Annotated in this window: 10 protein-coding genes; 6 read left to right on the top strand and 4 right to left on the bottom strand. The window is 69.5% G+C overall.

Annotated features, from left to right (window positions below; all coding sequences use genetic code 11):
- The first annotated feature begins 838 nt into the window (after nucleotides 1–838).
- From FHR66_RS20005 to FHR66_RS19995, 3 genes are all read left to right on the top strand, one after another.
- Nucleotides 839–3,139: a TonB-dependent receptor gene (locus tag FHR66_RS20005; RefSeq protein ID WP_160970400.1), complete on the top strand. Its 2,301-nt coding sequence runs from the start codon at nucleotides 839–841 to the stop codon at nucleotides 3,137–3,139.
- Between the two features lie 80 nt (nucleotides 3,140–3,219).
- Nucleotides 3,220–4,293 carry a glycerophosphodiester phosphodiesterase gene (locus tag FHR66_RS20000; RefSeq protein ID WP_160970433.1) on the top strand — a complete coding sequence of 358 codons (1,074 nt, stop codon included), beginning with the start codon at nucleotides 3,220–3,222 and terminating at the stop codon, nucleotides 4,291–4,293.
- 411 nt (nucleotides 4,294–4,704) lie between these two features.
- On the top strand, nucleotides 4,705–5,262 hold the full coding sequence (locus tag FHR66_RS19995) for a queuosine precursor transporter (protein WP_160966541.1): 558 nt from the start codon (nucleotides 4,705–4,707) through the stop codon (nucleotides 5,260–5,262).
- A gap of 403 nt (nucleotides 5,263–5,665) precedes the next feature.
- Here the strand turns inward: FHR66_RS19995 and glnE are convergent, their stop codons facing one another.
- Entirely contained in the window at nucleotides 5,666–8,506 is a 2,841-nt protein-coding gene (gene glnE / locus FHR66_RS19990) for a bifunctional [glutamate--ammonia ligase]-adenylyl-L-tyrosine phosphorylase/[glutamate--ammonia-ligase] adenylyltransferase (protein ID WP_160966539.1), read from the bottom strand.
- A 628-nt stretch (nucleotides 8,507–9,134) separates the two neighbouring features.
- On the opposite strand from glnE, the gene proP reads away from it, so the two are divergent.
- Nucleotides 9,135–10,616, top strand: a complete 1,482-nt coding sequence (gene proP / locus FHR66_RS19985; protein ID WP_167088057.1) for a glycine betaine/L-proline transporter ProP — start codon at nucleotides 9,135–9,137, stop codon at nucleotides 10,614–10,616.
- 451 nt (nucleotides 10,617–11,067) lie between these two features.
- Here proP and FHR66_RS19980 read toward each other — a convergent pair whose 3' ends face one another.
- Entirely contained in the window at nucleotides 11,068–13,260 is a 2,193-nt protein-coding gene (locus FHR66_RS19980) for a hypothetical protein (protein ID WP_202394642.1), read from the bottom strand.
- 412 nt (nucleotides 13,261–13,672) lie between these two features.
- Between FHR66_RS19980 and FHR66_RS19975 the strand changes: the two genes are divergently transcribed.
- A complete protein-coding gene (locus FHR66_RS19975; RefSeq protein ID WP_160966533.1) occupies nucleotides 13,673–15,193 on the top strand; it encodes an acetyl-CoA hydrolase/transferase family protein in 1,521 nt (506 codons plus the stop codon).
- A gap of 31 nt (nucleotides 15,194–15,224) precedes the next feature.
- Nucleotides 15,225–16,388, top strand: a complete 1,164-nt coding sequence (locus tag FHR66_RS19970; RefSeq protein ID WP_160966531.1) for an AAA family ATPase — start codon at nucleotides 15,225–15,227, stop codon at nucleotides 16,386–16,388.
- A gap of 213 nt (nucleotides 16,389–16,601) precedes the next feature.
- Here FHR66_RS19970 and FHR66_RS19965 read toward each other — a convergent pair whose 3' ends face one another.
- Complete coding sequence (locus tag FHR66_RS19965; protein WP_160966529.1) at nucleotides 16,602–16,901, bottom strand: GIY-YIG nuclease family protein; 300 nt, start codon at nucleotides 16,899–16,901, stop codon at nucleotides 16,602–16,604.
- 429 nt (nucleotides 16,902–17,330) lie between these two features.
- Entirely contained in the window at nucleotides 17,331–18,404 is a 1,074-nt protein-coding gene (locus tag FHR66_RS19960) for a 3-deoxy-7-phosphoheptulonate synthase (protein ID WP_160966527.1), read from the bottom strand.
- Between the last annotated feature and the right edge of the window lie 595 nt (nucleotides 18,405–18,999).

The following is an 18,999-nucleotide window of genomic DNA, read 5'->3' as shown; positions in this document are numbered from 1 at the left end:
AATTCATCGCCCCTCTCCCATCGGGAGAGGAGTTGGGGTGAAGATGCGGAGCGCGAAGCGACCCATCGCTGCGAGGCTGCGCCCGTACCCTCATCCGCCCCTGCGGGGCACCTTCTCCCGATGGGAGAAGGGAGAGGCCGAGCCCCTCTCCCACCGGGAGAGGGGTTGGGGTGAGGGTACGGCGCGCGCAGCGCCCACGTGACCGCTTGCTGCGAGGCTGCGCCCGTACCCTCATCCGCCCCTGCGGGGCACCTTCTCCCGAGGGGAGAAGGGAGAAGCCAGAGCCCCTCTCCCATCGGGAGAGGGGTTGGGGTGAGGGTACGGCGCGCGCAGCGCGCACGCAGGCCGGTCGATGCGAGGACTCAGCGCAGCACACGAACGGCGATTCAGCGCAGATGGACACGGACGATGATCCAAGCGACACAAATGCGCTGCGCTTCCTGCTCATGTCTGCACGCATCGGCACGTCGTCGGGCTTGGGCGAGGCCTGATCATTGAGGAGGAATACACCACAAAACTTTGACGGCCGGCGCCGTTTTCGACTTTGTAAACAGCGCTTTTCACGGCGTTTCTGACACATGCGCGTACATGTGCTCGCCACCCGCCATGCGTGGCAATCGACGACACTCTGTATCGCATTGATGTCGAGGCATGCGGTGCCACGCCGTGTCTTCCGGCATGGCGCGCGATGGCCTGCTTGCCGCCATGACCCGCCTTGCGGATGCGCCGCGAACGCCATGCCACAGGACCGCTGCATGACAAACGCAACGCAGGTGACGCCAACCTGCAACGTCGCTGTCGCATCGTGTGCGCACTTCCTTTACGAATCCCCTTGCGCATGCCTCTCCATTCCCTGCTGAGCACGGCGATCCTCGCCGCCCTGTTGTCGCCCTTCGCCGCCACCGCCGCGGAGCCCGCCGCTGCCGATGGCGCTGCGTCCGACGTGCAGCAACTCGACGCGGTATCGGTGATCGGCCAGGGCGAGACCCGCCAGGTGCAGCGCATCACCGCGCAGGACGTGGCGGTGCTGCCGCCGGGCACCAGCATCCAGAAGCTGCTCAACCGCATTCCCGGCGTCAACGTGCAGTCCAACGACGCCTTCGGCGCCAACGAGGAATCGCAGACCATCAGCCTGCGCGGTTTCAACGGCACCCGCCTGGGCTACACGCTCGACGGCCTGCCGCTGGGCGACAACGCCTACGGCAACTACAACGGCCTGAACATCAGCCGCGCGCTGATCGCCGAGAACTTCGGCGGCGTGGAACTGGCCTCGGGCATCGGCAGCCTGGGCACCGCCTCCACCAGCAACCTCGGCGGCACGGTGCAGTACTACTCGGACGATCCGTCCACCGAGGTCGGCGTGCGCCTGGCGCAGACCGTCGGTTCGGACAACAACCGCCGCACCTACCTGCGCCTGGATACCGGCGAGCACAACGGCTTCTCCGCCTACCTGTCCGGCATCTACGCCGACGCCGACATGTGGGCCAAGCCGGAATCGCCGACCCACACCGCGCAGTTCAACGGCAAGGGCGTGTACCAGTTCGAGGGCGGCAAGATCACCGCCTTCGTCGACACCTCGCGCACCTCGCAGGCCGACTACGCCTACCTGTCCAAGAGCGGCCTGCACCGCGGCCTGGGCTGGGACTGGAATCTGTACGCGCCGGACTGGCAGCGTGCGCTGGCCGCGGCCTACTGCGCGCCGGCCACGCGCGACCCCAGCCGTTGCGGCTACAGCGGCGGCGTGGACAACACCGACGACGCCTACTACCAGAGCCGCGCGCTGCGCAACGACGACCTGTACTACCTGGCCGGCGACTTCCAGCCGTCGGATACGGTGAGCGTGCACACCCAGGTCTACCACCACGAGAACGAAGGCCAGGGTCACTGGTGGTCGCCGGGCCAGCCGTCCTACCCGGGCACGCCGCAGGCACTGCCGATCTCGATCCGCAGCACCAACTACACCATCAACCGCACCGGCGGCATCGCCTCGCTGGGTTGGGACATCGGCCCGCACCACCTGGAAGCGGGCGTGTGGTACGAGCGCAACAAGCACCACGTCGAGCGCAATTTCTACTGGATCGACGGCCCGATCGACGACGACATCTTCCTGAGCAACCCGAACCGGCGGCTGTTCTCGCAGGACTACGTCATCACCACCAAGCAGGCCTACGTGCAGGGCACCTTCAAGCTGCTCGACGATCGCCTGACCCTGGACATCGGCGCCAAGAGCCCGCACACCACGATGACCGCGCGCGAGACCCCGGGGATCGCGGTGGAAGCGCCGGTGGCCAACGGCGAACTGAAGGCCAGCAAGGCGCTGCTGCCGCAGGCCGGCGTGCGCTACCGCCTGGCCGAGGGCCAGGAAGTGTTCGCCTCCTACGCCGAGAACATCGCCGCGTTCCAGGGCGGCGGCGCCGGCGGCCCGCTGCTGGTCACCCAGGCCTCGTTCGACGCCAGCGTCGGCGCGCTGCAGCCGGAGAAGTCCAAGACCTTCGAAGCCGGCTACCGCCTGGTGCGCGACCAGTTCGAGGCCTCGCTGGTCGGCTACGACGTCACCTTCGACAACCGCCTGCTCTCGCTCAACCCGTGCCCGAGCATCCAGCAGGGCACCACCCCGGCGTGCACCACGCGCTTCTTCAACGTCGGCTCGGTGAGCAGCCGCGGCGGCGAGTTGACCTTCATCTGGAAGCCGAACGCGCACCTGCAGTGGTACAACTCGGCCTCGATCAACCGCTCCACCTACGACGACAACTACGTGCAGAACGGCGTGGTCATCCCCACCGCCGGCAAGGTCACCGTGGACACGCCCAAGCGCATGTTCGCCAGCGAACTCAGCTGGACCTGGAACGGCTGGAACGCCAACCTGCGCGGCAAGTACACCGGCCAGCGCTACTACACCTACACCAACGACCAGGGCTTCGGCGGCTACACCTCCTTCGATGCCGGCGCCGGCTACGATTTCGGGGCGGTGTCGTTCCTGCAGGACCTGAAGCTGTCGTTGAACGTCACCAACCTCACCGACAAGCGCTATGCCTCCAACCTCACCGCCTTCAGCAACAGCGACCCGAACGGCCGTTCGCTGGCCTTCCATGCCAGCGCACCGCGGCAGGCGTTCCTGACCCTGGACGCGCGCTTCTGAGCGCGTCCATCCTGTCCGCCCGCCCCCGCACCGGAACGCATGCGATGATCCGATCCACCTCCTGGTTGTTGGGATGCGCGATGGCCGTGTTGACGACCACCGCGGCGGCCGCACCGGCCGCCGCACCGGGCGAGAGCAAGCCGCTGGTGATCGGCCACCGCGGCGCCAGCGCGCTGCGCCCCGAGCACACCCTGGCCTCCTACGCCAAGGCCATCGCCGACGGCGCCGACTTCATCGAGCCGGACCTGGTATCGACCAAGGACGGCGTGCTGGTGGCGCGCCACGAGAACGAGATCGGCGGCACCACCGATGTGGCCGCGCATCCGGAGTTCGCCGCGCGCAAGACCGTCAAGCAGATCGACGGACAGCGCGTGGAAGGCTGGTTCACCGAAGACTTCACCCTGGCCGAGCTGAAGACCCTGCGCGCGCGCGAGCGCCTGCCGCAACTGCGCGGCACCGCCTTCGACGGGCAGTTCCAGGTGCCGACCCTGGACGAGATCATCGACTTCACCGCGGCCGAGTCGGCCACGCGCGGGCGGCCGATCGGGCTGATCCCGGAGATCAAGCACGGCACCTACTTCCGCGGGCTCGGCCTGGCGATGGAAGACAAGGTGGTCGCCACGCTCGATGCGCATGTCTACACGCGCAAGGCGCCGGTGGTGATCCAGTCGTTCGAGATCGGCAACCTGGAATATCTGCACGGCAAACTCGGCGACACCCATCCGAACGTGCGCCTGGTGCAGTTGCTGGGCGATCCCAAGGAGCGCCCAGGCGACCAGTTGCGCGACGGCCCGACCTACGCGCAAATGGGCAGCGCGCAGGGCCTGCGCGCGATCGCCAGGTACGCACAGCTGGTCAGCCCGAATCTGCGCGCGATCGTGCCGGTGACCGCCGACGGCGCCCTGGCCGCGCCCACGCCCTTCGTTGCCGACGCGCATGCGGCCGGCCTGCAGGTGATTCCGTACACCTTCCGGCCCGAGAACTATTTCCTGCCCAAACAGCTGCAGGACGCACGCGGCCCGGCCGCGGTGAACGCCGCCGGCAGCATGAAGGAAATGCGCGCGCTGATCGATGCAGGCATCGATGGCTTCTTCACCGACGACCCGGCCATGGGTCGCGCCGCGGTGGACGGGACACCGCCGCCGGCGCGCTGAGGCCGGGAGTGGGGATTGGGGATTGGGGATTGGGGAATCGCAACAGCGGTTCCCATTGCGGCGTTCCTCCTGTAGGAGCGGCTTCAGCCGCGATGCGTGGAGGCCGGGGGCGCACTGTGCGAAGCGGATGCGCCATCGGGTGGGGACTGAAGTCCCTCCCACAATGCAGCTTCCCGGCAGTGCCGGTGCGGTGAAGCGGGGATTGGGGAATCGCAATCGCGGTTCCCATCGTGGGGTTTCCCACGGTAGGAGCGGCTTCAGCCGCGACCACGCGAGATCGGGAAATGCCCTGTCGCGGCTGAAGCCGCTCCTACGACGCAGGGGTGCGTTGAGATCGTCCACACGCCCGGCATTGGTCATGGTGCGTCCAGGCCGCGATAATGCGCGCCCACCGCTCCTGCCTCGATCGCCGTGTCCTCCGTCGCCGCTCCCTCGCCCACCTTCGCCGCGCTAACCCCGCGCGCGCTGCTGCTGTCCGTGCTGGCGATGGGCGCGGTGGTGCTGCTGTCGAACGTGCTGGTGCAGTTCCCGATCAACGACTGGCTGACCTGGGGCGCCTTCAGCTATCCGCTGGCGTTCCTGGTCAGCAATTTGATCAACCGCCGCTTCGGCCCGCGCGCGGCGCGGCGGGTAGCCTGGTGCGGGTTCGCGCTGGCGGTGCTGCTGTCGATCTGGATCGCCACCCCGCGCATCGCCGCGGCCTCGTGCCTGGCCTTCATCGCCGCGCAGCTGCTGGACATCACCGTGTTCGACCGGCTGCGCCGCGGGCGCTGGTGGCGTGCGCCGATCGTCGCGACCACCTGCAGCGCGACCCTGGACACCACGATCTTCTGGTCGATCGCCTTCGCCGGCTCGGCGCTGCCCTGGTTGAGCTGGGCCGCCGGCGACCTGGCAGTGAAACTGGGCATCGGCGTGTGCCTGCTGGCGCCGTTCCGCGCGCTGCTGTGGCGCATGGCGCCGACGCGGTAGCTGTGTAAGACATCGATAGTGCGGCAATCCGCCGCCTCCACCCGTCGCGGCTGAAGCCGCTCCCACAGTGGCGGCGTCGGCGCTGCCGGGAACTGCATTGTGGGAGGGACTTCAGTCCCGACGGCCGACTAGGGCTGCACTCTTCCACCTCCGCGCGTCGCGGCTGAAGCCGCTCCTACAGTGGCGGCGTCGACGCTGCCGGGAACTGCATTGTGGGAGGGACTTCAGTCCCGACGCGCGGTGTCGAACGCGCTGCACTGCGCCATCGCAACGCATGCACACTCCTGGGTAGAGCGGCTCCCACACAGCCTGCCGCTCTCGCGACCGTGGCACCCCGCAGCCCATGCCCATGCGCTGGACAGCACCCGCAGCATCCTCTCGACACAGCGCGTCCGCCGCGCCTTCAGTGCGCCGCCTCATCGCCTGCACGCCCTTCGACGAACACCAGATCCAGGGCGGCCGCGGCCTGGCGAATCGCCGCACGCGCCGCGGCGATCTCGGCGGTAGGCGCGGTCAGGCGCGGACGCCGGTCCAGTGTGCAGGCCAGGCCGGCCTCCACCAGCGTGGCGTGCGCGGCATGCAGGCCCGCCGCGATGGACGGTGGCAGCCAGCCACTGTGCGCCAGCGCATCGATCAACGCCGGAGTGTCGCGCGGCACCAGCAGTGCCGGCTGCTGCGCGGCACCGAGCAGCACGCCGGCCTGCACCAGGAACTCCAGGTCGACCAGGCCACCGGCGCCCTGCTTGAGGTCGAAGCGCGCGGCATCGCTGCGGTCCAGCTCGGTGCGCATGCGCGCACGCATCTTGCGCACTTCCTCGCGCAGCGCTGCGGCCTGGCGCGGGCGTGCCAGGGTCTGCGCGCGCACCTGCTCGAACTGCTGCAGCAGCGCCGCATCGCCGGCCACGCCGCGCGCGCGCACCAGCGCCTGGTGCTCCCAGGTCCAGGCGCGATCGCGCTGGTACTCGCGGTAGCTGGCCAGCGACGACACCAGCGCGCCCTTGCCGCCGTCCGGGCGCAGGCGCACGTCGATGTCGTACAGGCGCCCGCCGCCGGTGACCGCGCCGAGCAGGGCGATCACCTTCTGCGCCAGCCGCGCGAACCAACGCCCGCTCTCCAGCGGCCGCGGCCCGGCCGAGGCTTCCACACCCGGCGGATGGTCGTACAGGAACACCAGGTCCAGATCCGAACCGATGCCCAGCTCCACGCCACCGAGGCTGCCGTAACCGACGATGGCGAAACTGCCGCCCGGCACCTCGCCGTGCGCGGCGACCAGCTCGGCGCGGGCCAGGCGCAACACGGTCAGCACCACCGCTTCGGCCAGCTGCGCCAGTTGGCGAGCGCTGTCGAGTGCAGGCTGGCGCCGATCCAGCGTGGCCAGGGCGATGCGGAAACTCAGCGCCTGGCGCGCTTCGTTGAGGCCGCGCAAGGCCGCTTCCGGATCATCGCCGGCCGCGGCGACCGCGGCATCGCACAACCGCTGCATCGCCGCCAGATCCGGCATCGGGCCGTCCACGCGGCTGTCGAGCAGTTCGTCCAGCAGCAGCGGGTGCGCCGCCAGCCGTTCGGACAGGAACGCGCTGCGCGCCAGCACATCGACCAGCCGAGCCAGCGCGCTGGGCTGTTCGTCGAGCAGGGCCAGATAGCTGGCGCGGCGCAGGATCGCCTGCAGCAGGCCGAGCACGCGATGCAAGGCGGCATCGGCCTGCGCCGAGCGCGCCGCGGCGTGCAGCAGCGCCGGCAACACCCGGTCCAGGCGCGCGCGCGCGGCATCGGACAGGCTGCGCACACCCAACGACTGCACGAAGCCGCGCAAGGCCTGGTCGGCGCCGTCAGGGTCTGCGAAACCAGCGGCGCGCAGCACCTGCACCTGGCCACCATCGGGCAGGCCGCGCCAGTAGTCGGCCAGCGCATCGGGCGCCAGCGTGCGTTCACGCGGCGCCAGCAGTTCGGCGAACTCGGCAGCGACGCGGTCGCGCTGTACCTGCAGCGCCGCGTGCAGCGCGGCCCAGTCGGCATAGCCGAGGCCGAAGGCGATGCGTGCGCGGTCCAGCGGATCCTCCGGCAGCGCATGGGTCTGCGCATCGCGCAACATCTGCAGGCGATTCTCCACCCGGCGCAGGAAGCGGTAGGCCTGCGCCAGCGCAGCGCCGTCCTCGGCCGCGACCTGGCCGGCGGCAACCAGCGCGCATAGCGCCGGCAACAGGCGGCGCTCACGCAAGGCGGCTTCGCGGCCGCCGCGGATCAACTGCAGCGACTGCACCAGGAACTCGATTTCGCGGATGCCGCCGGCGCCGCGCTTGATGTCGTCCAGGCGGTCGTGGCGCGCGACCTCGGCGGTGATCGCTGCCTTCATCTCGCGCAGGCCGTCCAGCGCGGTGTAGTCGAGATAGCGCCGGTACACGAACGGGCGCAGCGCCTGCAGCCACTCCTCGCCGGCGGCGATGTCGCCGGCCACCGCGCGTGCCTTCAGCCAGGCATAGCGTTCCCAGTCGCGGCCTTCGCGCTGGAAATACTGATCCATGCCGGCGAACGACAGCGCCACCCGGCCGGCCGTGCCGAACGGGCGCAGGCGCAGGTCCACGCGGTGCGCGAAGCCGTCGGCGGTGGTCTCGTCGAGCAGCCGCGCCAGGCGCTGGCCGAGCCGCGCGAAGTATTCCTCGGCGGCCAGCGCCCGCGTGCCATCGGACTCGCCGCCCTGCGGATAGGCGTAGACCAGGTCCACGTCGGAGGAGAAATTCAGTTCGCCGCCGCCGAGCTTGCCCAGGCCGAACACCACCAGCCGCTGCACGCTGCCGTCGGCGGCACGCACCACGCCGTGGCGCGCGGCGAATTCGCCCTCCAGCGCCTGCAGCGCCTGCGCCAGGCAGTCCTCGGCCAAGCGCGTGCTGCCGGCCAGGGTGGCATCGACATCGTCCAGCCCCAGCACGTCGCGCCACACCAGCCGCGCCGAAGCCGCGGCACGGTAGCGACGCAACTGCGCCGGCCACGCGGCGGGCTGCGCCGGATCCAGCTGCGGCAGCGGCAACGGCGGCGGGTCCGGCTGCGCCAGGTGCGCGAGCAAGGACGGCTGCCGGCACAGCGTGTCGAGCAGGAAATCGCTGGCCAGCAGTGCACGCGCCAGCGCAGGCTCGAAATCGGGGAAAGATGGCCATGGCTGCGCGGCCATGGCCTGGCGCAGGCGCGCCAGGCCGCGATCGAGTGTGGGCTGCAGGGCGGCGGGAACGGCGACGGAAGTGTTGGACATTGGGCGATTCTGGCATCCCGGGCGTTCAGGCACATCCAACAGCGCATGCGTTTCGCGGCTCGTCGCGAACAACATCACGTCGTAGGAGCGGCTTTAGCCGCGATAGGCATTCCCGGGAACGCCCCATCGCGGCTAAAGCCGCTCCTACAGGTACCTCTGCCATCGCCATGCAACTCTCAGCATCGCGCCCCCAATACAACTGCGATCGGCTCATAGCGACACGCCACCATTCGCGTGCACGCAGCACCACGCGCCAGGCGTGTCTCGAGGCAATGCCCGCTGCGCGTCGGCGGCGCGGTTGAGGCGTCGCAAACACGGCGCCGCACGCGCCACGCGTTGCCGCACATCGCCGCAATACGCAGCGTTTCACGCCATATTCGCCGCGTTTCGCAGACCCTGCCGCCCGGCCGAATCGGGCGATGGTGTATCATGCGCCCCTCGACGGAGCCCCGCGTGATCACGCGCATCCGCTCCGTCTCTTCGATCCCGCGGCGTCGTGGTGTTGACGCGGCCATCCGGGATCGTGCCCCCGCAGACCAGTGCGGCGCCTCTTGCGCCCTTCCGTCTTGCTTTGCCTGCCCTGTGCGGGCCGGGGGTCATGACCTCACCGTTCCAGACAGGAGAAGACATGTCGGAGTTCCACGCCCATTTCGGATGGTTCAAGCGCCGCCGCCAACTGCGGGTGGAAGAAGTCACCGTCGTCGACAAACCCATGCTCAAACGGGCGGTCGGCGCGGCGGCGCTGGGCAACGCGATGGAATGGTTCGACTTCGGCGTGTACGGCTATCTCGCCGTGACCCTGGGCCACGTGTTCTTCCCCAGCACCAACCCGACCGCGCAGCTGATCGCCACGTTCGCGACCTTCACCGTGGCGTTCCTGGTGCGTCCGCTGGGCGGGCTGGTGTTCGGCCCGCTGGGCGATCGCTACGGCCGGCAGAAAGTGTTGGCCGCGACCATGATCCTGATGGCGCTGGGCACGTTCTCGATCGGCCTGATCCCCTCCTACGAACGCATCGGCATCTGGGCGCCGATCCTGTTGCTGGTGGCGCGGCTGGTGCAGGGCTTTTCCACCGGCGGCGAATACGGCGGCGCGGCGACCTTCATCGCCGAGTATTCGACCGACCGCAACCGCGGCTTCATGAGCAGCTGGCTGGAGTTCGGCACGCTGGCCGGCTACATCGCCGGCGCCGCCACGGTGACCGCGCTGCACGTCGCGCTGAGCGATGCGCAGATGCTCGACTGGGGCTGGCGCGTGCCGTTCCTGATCGCCGGCCCGCTGGGCCTGCTCGGCCTGTACATGCGCATGAAGCTGGAGGAAACCCCGGCGTTCCAGGCCTATGCCGAAGAGGCGGAGAAGCGCGAACACGACGCGCCGGGCCTGGGCGCGCTGTTCCGCATCCACTGGCCGCAGCTGCTCAAGTGCGTGGGCCTGGTGCTGGTCTTCAACGTCACCGACTACATGCTGCTGACCTACATGCCCAGCTATCTCAGCGTCACGATGGGCTATGCCGAGAGCAAGGGATTGCTGCTGATCATCATCGTGATGCTGGTGATGATGCCGCTCAACGTGGTCGGCGGACTCTTCAGCGATCGCCTGGGACGCAGGCCGATGGTGATCGGCGCATGCATCGCGCTGCTGGTGCTGGCGATACCGTGCCTGCTGCTGATCGGCACCGGCAACGACTGGCTGATCTTCCTCGGCCTGATGCTGCTGGGCGTGGCCCTGGTGTGCTTCACCAGCTCGATGCCGTCCACCTTGCCGGCGCTGTTCTACACGCCGGTGCGCTACAGCGCGCTGTCGATCGCCTTCAACGTGTCGGTGTCGCTGTTCGGCGGCACCACCCCGCTGGTCACCGCGTGGCTGGTCGAGCGCACCGGCGATCCGCTGGTGCCGGCGTACTACCTGATGGGTGCGGCGGTGGTGGGCATCGCGACGATGGTCTTCGTGCGCGAAACCGCCGGCCTGCCGCTGCGCGGCTCGCCGCCAGCGGTCGCCAGCGAAGCCGAGGCGCACGCGCTGCTGCGCAGCGACGAGCCGCTGACCGTGGATCCGACCCGGCCGGAACTGCCGCCGTCGCCGGAACCGCCGTCGCAGGCCATGCCGACCTGACGCCATCGCGGAAGCTGCACGCTGGCCGTACCCGATACGGCCAGCGAAGACGTCCCCGAAACGTGGCGCATCGACGCCACTGCGCCGGATGACGGGATCGACATCCCAGACCACGCCGTCGCACCGTGTCCGCGCTCGCCCCAGCCCGGGAAACAGGCAATAAAAAAGCCCGCTTGCAGCGAACTGCCAGCGGGCTTTGCTCCCTCCCCCACGTCGGGATGCAGGGCGATCTTGGGCGCTTTTTTTGGACATTGCACGCTGCACTGCAAAACGATACCGGGCAGTACATTCTGCGGTGTTGGCGGGAATGGGGAAACGGGAATAGGGAATGGGAACAGCGGGCGGATGCGCGCCTTGTGCATGTCCGCGTATTCCCGGCGCCGCGATGCATTGCCCCACCCTTGGCCGGTGCACTGATCGCGGCGCACGGCACGACGCGTTCGCCGTCGCGCTAGGGCGATGCGGCCGGTGCCGGCGCCTCTGGCAGCCACGCCGGTTGCTTGTCGTACCATTCGCGCGCGCCGAGCAGATGCCATTGCCGTTGTTCGCCGCGCAAGGCCACGCCCACGCCGAGCACGCCCCAGCGCGCATACAGATCGCCCTGCGTTCCGGCGTCGCCGACGCGCAGGCGCGCGCGCAAGGCCACCCGTTCGTTCTCTGCCGAGACCCGATCCAGCCATAGCGCGTCCTTGCGCCAGCGCAACTGCCCGCTGGCCTGCAGTTGGCCGGCGTCGGCCAGCTTCAACAACCACGCCGGCGCATCGCTGTGCTGCGCGAACACCGCCAGCACCGGGCCGGCGTCGCGCATCTGCATCTGCACCTGCGCATCGGCCTGCACCGGCGCCGCCGCGGCGATGCGGCCCTGCGGAATGCGCAGCGTGGCCCACCAGTCGCCTTGCTTGGGCTGGGTGCCGTAGCGCACGCCCTGCAGGCGCAGCGTGCTGCCGCTCAGATCGAAGCGCTTGTCCTGCAGTTCGGCGCGGCGCAGCCGCGCGTCCAGGTCGAGATCGCCGGCCAGTTCCAGGCCCGCGGTCTGCAGCCGCGCCTGGCGGCCGAGCACGCGCACGCTGCCCTGGCCGACCTGGCCGGACGCGTCCAACTGCAGGTCGCCGCTGAGCCGGCCGTCGCCACCGAGCACGCGCACCTGCGCCGCCGGCAGGTAGCGGTTGTAGGCACGCAGGTCGGGCACACGCGCGTCGGCGAAGCGCAACCGCGCCTGCAACGAATCGCGCAAGGTGGCCAGTGCGCCATCGCCCTGCAAGTCCAGTTGCAGGTTCTCGCCTTCGACGAAACTCGCCTTCGGCTCGGCCAGCGGCGCCAGCACGAAACGGCGCATGCGCACATCCAACTGTGTGCGCGGCTGTTCGGCGCTGCCGACGATGCGGCCGACCGCCTGCGCCTTGCCGCTCAGCCGCACGCGCATGATCTCCGCCACCGCCTGCACGTCGGGCACGTCGAGACGGCTGCCGGGCTGCAGCGCGCCCTGCCGCAGCAGCAGATCGGCGGCGACGTCGCCGCCGCCGTCGAGCTGGAACCAGGGCTTGCGCACCAGCAGGTCGCTGATCCAGTTCAACGATTCGAAATGCCAGCGCCCCTGCACGCGGCCGGAGGTGCGCGGCAGCAGCGCCGCCGGGTCGGCGAACGGCACCTGGCGCCCGGCGATGCGCAGGTCGGCATCGAGCATGCTGCGCGGATCGACCTGGCCGGGCAGGCGCGCGCGTGCGCGGATGCTGTCGCCCTCCACGTCCAGCAGCAGCGCCAGCACGCCGCGATCGGTGGCGCCGACGCCGGCATGCAACGGCACCCGCCAGTTGAGCGTGCTGCCGGGCTGCAGCGCGCCGCGCAGCAGGTGCAGGTCGGCCTGAATGTGACCGAGCCCAGGTTCGGTGCTCAGCTTGGTGGTGTCGCCGGCGGTGTCGATGCGCAGCGCCACGCTGCGTCCGTGCACGCGCAGCGCCAGGTCGGTGATATCCAGCTTGCGCAGCCCCGGCGCCTGCGCGCGGTAGTGGCGCGGGAACGAGAAGCGCGCGTCCAGCGTGGCCTGGTCGGCGATCTGGCGCTTGCCGTAGCGCACGCTGGCGTCCTCGAACACGATCTGCGAGCGGAACAGCTCCGACGGGCCGCCGCGCAACTGCTTGAGGAAGCCGACGGTGCCGTGGCCCTTGCCCTCGATCGCCAGATCGCCGAAGCGCGCACGGCGCAGCGTGCCGCTGTGGATCGCATCGAAGCGCAGGGTCCAGCCCTGGTCGCTGGGCGGCGGTGGCGGGATCATCTCCTCGACGCGGTCCATCTCGCCGATCACGTTCACCGCTTCCATCCACGGCAGGCGCACTTCGCGATGCAGCAGCGGCAGCAGCGCGATGCGCGCGCTGACGCGGTCGGCGCGCACCTGCCAGACGTTGCGTTGCACATGGCCGCGCATGCGCACGTTCCAGGCGGTGATGAAGCCGGGCAGCACGGTGATTGCCGGCCCGGTGTGCATGCGGAACTTCTCCGGCTTGCGGTTGGTGGCCAGGTCGAACAGCGGCGTGTTGAGGAACACGTTGCCGGCCAACAGGTACAGCAGGTAGGCGATCAGCAGGCCACGCAGGAGCAGGCGCCAGCCGCGCGGCAAACGCCGGTAGCGCGCGTGGACGGCAGTCAGTGGGCGAGTGAGGAGCGGCACCGCCGCACTATCGCCGCGGCACGGCGTGGAGCGCGTGAAAGCGGCAGTGGCGCGCACCCGGCGTTGCGTGGCGGTGCACGCATGGCCGCCAGATCGCGTCCGTTGCACCGGCGGCGCGCGCGCTGCGTCCCACCGTCGCAATGCCGGGCTCCACCAGGAGAAGGGAGAAGCCAGAGCCCCTCTCCCACCGGGAGAGGGGTTGGGGTGAGGGTCCGGTGCGCGCAGCGCCGCACACATCGCGCAGACCGTGGCGTGCGTCCGCATCTCTGCATTTTGGTGGCGCCCGCATGCGCTGCCGCGCGACAGGCGCGGAAAGTGGGGACGCACCCCAGGGCGGGCCGGGTCCCGAGCCGCGATAATTGCCGTCCCCTTCCCACGTCATGGTCGCCGCATGTCCGCCGAACGCATCCTCCATCCCCGCCTGCGCGAGCGCATCGTCAGCGCCGAGGCCGCGGCGGCGTTGATCCAGCCGGGCGAGACGGTGGCGATGAGCGGCTTCACCGGCTCCGGCTATCCCAAGGCGGTGCCGATGGCGCTGGCGCAGCGCATCGAGGCGGCGCACCTGCAGGGCCAGCCGTTCAAGATCCAGCTGATGACCGGCGCCTCCACCGCGCCGGAACTGGACGGCGCGCTGGCCAAGGCCGACGGCATCGCCCTGCGCATGCCGTTCCAGTCCGACCCGGACGCGCGCCAGCGCATCAACGCCGGCAGCCTGGACTACATCGACATCCATCTCAGCCATGTCGCCCAGCACGTGTGGTTCGGCTTCTACGGGCAGATCGACACGGCGGTGGTGGAAGTGTCCGGCATCCGCGAAGACGGCAGCCTGATCCCGTCGACCTCGATCGGCAACAACAAGACCTGGCTGGACCTTGCGAAGAAGGTGATCGTCGAGGTCAACGACTGGCAGCCGGCCGGCATCGACGGCATGCACGACGTGTACTACGGCACCGCCTTGCCACCACACCGCAAACCGATCCCGTTGCTGCATGCCGACGACCGCATCGGCGAGCCGTCGCTGCGCTGCGACCCGGACAAGATCGTGGCGGTGGTGCGCACCCACGGCCCTGACCGCAACAGCCCCTTCACTCCGGCCGACGCCACCAGCCAGCGCATCGCCGAGCACCTGATCGCGTTCTTCCAGCACGAGGTCGGCAAGGGCCGGCTGCCGCCCAACCTGCTGCCGCTGCAGTCCGGCGTGGGCAACATCCCCAACGCCGTGCTGGCCGGGCTTGCCAGCAGCGGCTTCCGCGATCTCAGCGCGTTCACCGAAGTGATACAGGACGGCATGCTCGACCTGCTGCGCAGCGGCGTGCTCAAGGTCGCCTCGTGCACCGGCTTCGCGCTGAGCCCGGAGGCCAACGAGGAGTTCAAGCGCAACATCGATTTCTATCGCGAGCGCATCATCCTGCGCACGCAGGAGATCTCCAACCATCCGGAACTGGTGCGGCGGCTGGGCTGCATCGGCATGAACGGCATGATCGAGGCCGACCTGTACGGCAACGTCAATTCCACCCACGTGATGGGCAGCCGCATCATGAACGGCATCGGCGGCTCAGGCGACTTCGCCCGCAATGGTTTCCTGTCGATCTTCCTCAGCCCCAGCACCGCGAAGAACGGCAGCATCTCGTCGATCGTGCCGATGGTCAGCCACGTCGACCACACCGAGCACGACGTCTCCATCATCGTCACCGAGCATGGCCTGGCCGACCTGCGTGGCCTGCCGCCGCGGCAGCGCGCGCAGCAGTTGCTCACGCACTGCGTGGACCCGAGCTACCGCGCGCAGCTGCAGGACTATTTCGATCGCGCCCTGCACGCCAGCTACGGCAAGCACACCCCGCATCTTCTGCCTGAGGCGCTGTCCTGGCACCAGCGCTGGCTGGACACCGGGACGATGCACGCGGGCGGCTGAGCGGGGCGCCGACAGTGGGTATGCTGCGCCGATGCTGACCACCCTGGCGGTTTCCTCCTATCGTTCCCTGCGCGAGCTGGTGCTGCCGCTGGCCGGGCTGACCCTGATCACCGGGGCCAACGGCAGCGGCAAGTCCAACGTCTATCGCGCGCTGCGCCTGCTCGCCGACACCGCCCAGGGCGGGGTGATCGCCGCGCTGGCCCGCGAAGGCGGTTTGCCGTCGGCGCTGTGGGCCGGCCCGGAGACGCTGAGCCGCGCGGTCCGGCGCGGCGAGCATCCGGTGGAGGGCACGGTGCGGCAGCAGGCCGTCGGGCTGAAACTGGGCTACGCCAGCGACGCGTTCGGCTATGCCATCGACCTGGGCCTGCCGACGCCCTCGGCCTCGGCCTTCGGGCTGGATCCGCAGATCAAGCGCGAATGCATCTGGGCCGGCCCCTGGCTACGCCAGTCCAACCTGCTGGTGGACCGCAACGGGCCGGCGGTACGTCTGCGCACCCAGGACGATGGCTGGACCGATGCCGGCGCCGGCATCGCCAGTTTCGACAGCGTGCTGGCGCAGTTCTCCGATCCGCGCGCGGCACCGGAGATGCACCAGGTGCGCGAGAACATCCGGCGCTGGCGCTTCTACGATCACTTCCGCACCGACGCGGCGGCACCGGCGCGCATGGCGCAGATCGGCACGCATACGCCGGTGCTGAGCAACGACGGCGCCGACCTCGCCGCGGCCATTCAGACCATCCTGGAGATCGGCGATGCCGACGGCCTGCATGCGGCGGTGGACGATGCCTTTCCCGGCGCGCGGCTGACGATCGAGGTGCATGCCGGGCGCTTCGACCTGGCGATGCATCAGCATGGCCTGCTACGGCCGCTGTCGGCGGCGGAGCTGTCCGACGGCACCTTGCGCTATCTGCTGTGGATCGCCGCGCTGCTGAGTCCGCGTCCGCCGGAACTGCTGGTGCTCAACGAACCGGAAGCGAGCCTGCATCCGGACCTGTTGCCTGCGCTGGCGCGGCTGATCGGCAGCGCCGCGCGGCAGGCGCAGATCATCGTGGTCTCGCATGCCAGCCGGCTGATCGCGGCGCTGGAGCAGCAGCCCGATTGCCTGCACCACCTGCTGATCAAGGAGCACGGCCAGACCGACGTCGCCGGCCTGCGCGCGCTCGACCGCCCGGCGTGGCATTGGCCCAGTCGCTGAGGCGGGTCGTGCCTCGCGGGCGTGCCTGCTGCGGATAGCGGCATGCCTGGTGCGATTGTCGAGGCGTTCGAACGTATCGCGTCGGGACTGAAGTCCCTCCCACAGTGCAGCCATCCTCCATCCGGACATCTGCGCGAACGCCCCGCGCCCTTGTAGGAGCGGCTTCAGCCGCGAGAGGCGTAACCGGTAGAGCCGTCGCGGCTGAAGCCGCTCCTACACTGCTGCGGATTCGGCGGTCGGTTGCGGGCTGTCGGACGCCGGCGCGGACAGGAACGCCAGCTTGCGGCCACGCGGCAGCTGCTTGAGGGCGTATTCGGCACGCGAGGCAGCGGCGCGGTCGGGATAGGCGCGGCTGGCCAGCAGCCGCACCGGCGGGTTGGCGCGGGTGTACTTGGCGCCGGTGCCGCGCAGGTGCGCCTGGAAGCGTGCGTGCAGGTCGGGAGTGATGCCGGCGTAGTAGCTGCCGTTGCGGCATTCGAGCAGGTACAGGAACCAGGGCGTGTCGGCGGCCATGCGCCCATTATCGACGTGGCGGCCGGATTCGCCAGCAACGGTGTCGCCGGTGCGCTCACGCAACCGCGGTCGCCTTGTTGGCCAGACCATGTTGTCGCGCGCACCTGGCGAGCCTGGCAAACGATCCCTGCTGTGTTCCCAAGCTTCATCACTACCCGACGAACGCATGTGCTGTCGTGCCGCTCCTCGCGCCCGCGCTGAACCAGCGACAACGGCCTTTAACGCGCTGCGAACACCTTGCCAGCCGCTGCCACACGGCGGCATACCGCAGCCACCGGACGGGCGGATAACGTCATCACCGGTACGCAGCCGTCGACACCGAAGCTCTCTCCCTTCGCATTCGGCGGCGCGGCCGGCCCCTCTTCGGGCGGTTCCCGCCCTCCACGCACGCAGCCGGTCTGGCTGCGTGCGCTTCCCGCACCATCGTCCTCAGGCTGCCTGCGCCACCCGCGCCTGGCGCCGCGCGCGCACCGCCTGCGCCAGTCGCTCCAGCACCTGCACGGAATGGTCCCAGTCGATGCAGCCATCGGTGATGCTCTGCCCGTAGACCAGCGGCTGGCCCGCCACCAGATCCTGGCGGCCGCCGTGCAGGTGGCTCTCGATCATCGCGCCGACGATGCGGGTCTGCCCGGCCTCGAGCTGGCGTGCGATGTCCTCGATCACCTTGGGCTGGTTGTCCGGATTCTTGCCGCTGTTGGCGTGGCTGGCGTCGACCATCAGCCGCGCCGGCAGGCCCGCCTTCTCCAGCACCTGCGCCGCCGCAGCGACGCTGTCGGCGTCGTAGTTGGGCTGGGTGCCGCCACGCAGGATCACGTGGCAGTCGGGGTTGCCGGCGGTCGCCGCCACCGCGGTCTGCCCGTCCTTGGTCACCGCCAGGAAATGGTGCGGATGCGAGGCCGCGCCGACGGCATCGACGGCGATCTTGACGTCGCCGCTGGTGCCGTTCTTGAAGCCCACCGGGCACGACAGGCCCGAGGCCATCTCGCGGTGCACCTGGCTCTCGGTGGTGCGCGCGCCGATCGCCCCCCAGGCCACCAGGTCGGCGATGTACTGCGGCGAGATGATGTCGAGGAATTCAACACCGGCCGGCAGGCCGAGGCGGTTGATGTCGCGCAGCAGGCCGCGCGCCAGGCGCAGGCCCTTGTTGATGTCGAAGCTGCCGTCGAGATTGGGATCGTTGATCAGGCCCTTCCAGCCGACCGTGGTGCGCGGCTTCTCGAAGTACACCCGCATCACGATCTCCAGCGCATCGCCGTAGGTGTCGCGCAGCGGGCGCAGGCGCTGCGCGTACTCCATCGCCGCGACCGGGTCGTGGATCGAGCACGGGCCGATCACCACTGCCAGGCGGTCGTCGCGGCCGTGCAGGATCTCGTGCAGCGCCGCGCGCGAGGCGGCGACGGTCTGCGAGGCCTCCTCGTCGCAGGGCAGCAGCGCCAGCAACTGGGAGGGCGGGGTCAGCGGTTCGATCTTGCGGATGCGCAGATCGTCGGTGTGGGGGGCCATGTGCATGTCTCGTCGGGGGGCTGGGTGAGGCCAGATCCGGCGGCATGAAAAAAGCCGCCAGGTTCGCTGGCGGCTTTCGGGATTGCGGCTGAAGTTGCCTTCAGGGTGAACGCGATCCTTCCTCCGCCAGCGGCATCGGAAAACCGTAGTACCAAAAATAAAAGCTGCGGCAGGAAGCGTTCATGGGACGTAGTGATAGCACAGGGTTTGCGGCAGCGCCACAGTTGCTGATGCAACGAACGTGGGATTGGGGAGTGGGGATTCGGGATTGGAAAAGCGCGTCAAAGCGGCGGGAAGGCTATGAGGTCGCCGTCATCGAATAGGAGCGGTTGATACATGCGTTCTTGCGTGGCGCTGCGCGCGCCGGACCCTCACCCCAACCCCTCTCCCGGTGGGAGAGGGGCTAACGCGCTTCCCTTCTCCCGCCGGGAGAAGGTGCCCCGCAGGGGCGGATGAGGGTGCGGCAGCTAGCGATCCATCTCCACAAGCGCACGCCTCTGGGTTCTTGCGCGGCGCTGCGCGCTCCGGACCCTCACCCCAACCCCTCTCCCGATGGGAGAGGGGCTAACGCGCTTCCCTTCTCCCGCCGGGAGAC

This window comes from Xanthomonas sp. F4, assembly GCF_011761895.1.
This window is presented reverse-complemented; position numbering and strand designations above follow the sequence as displayed.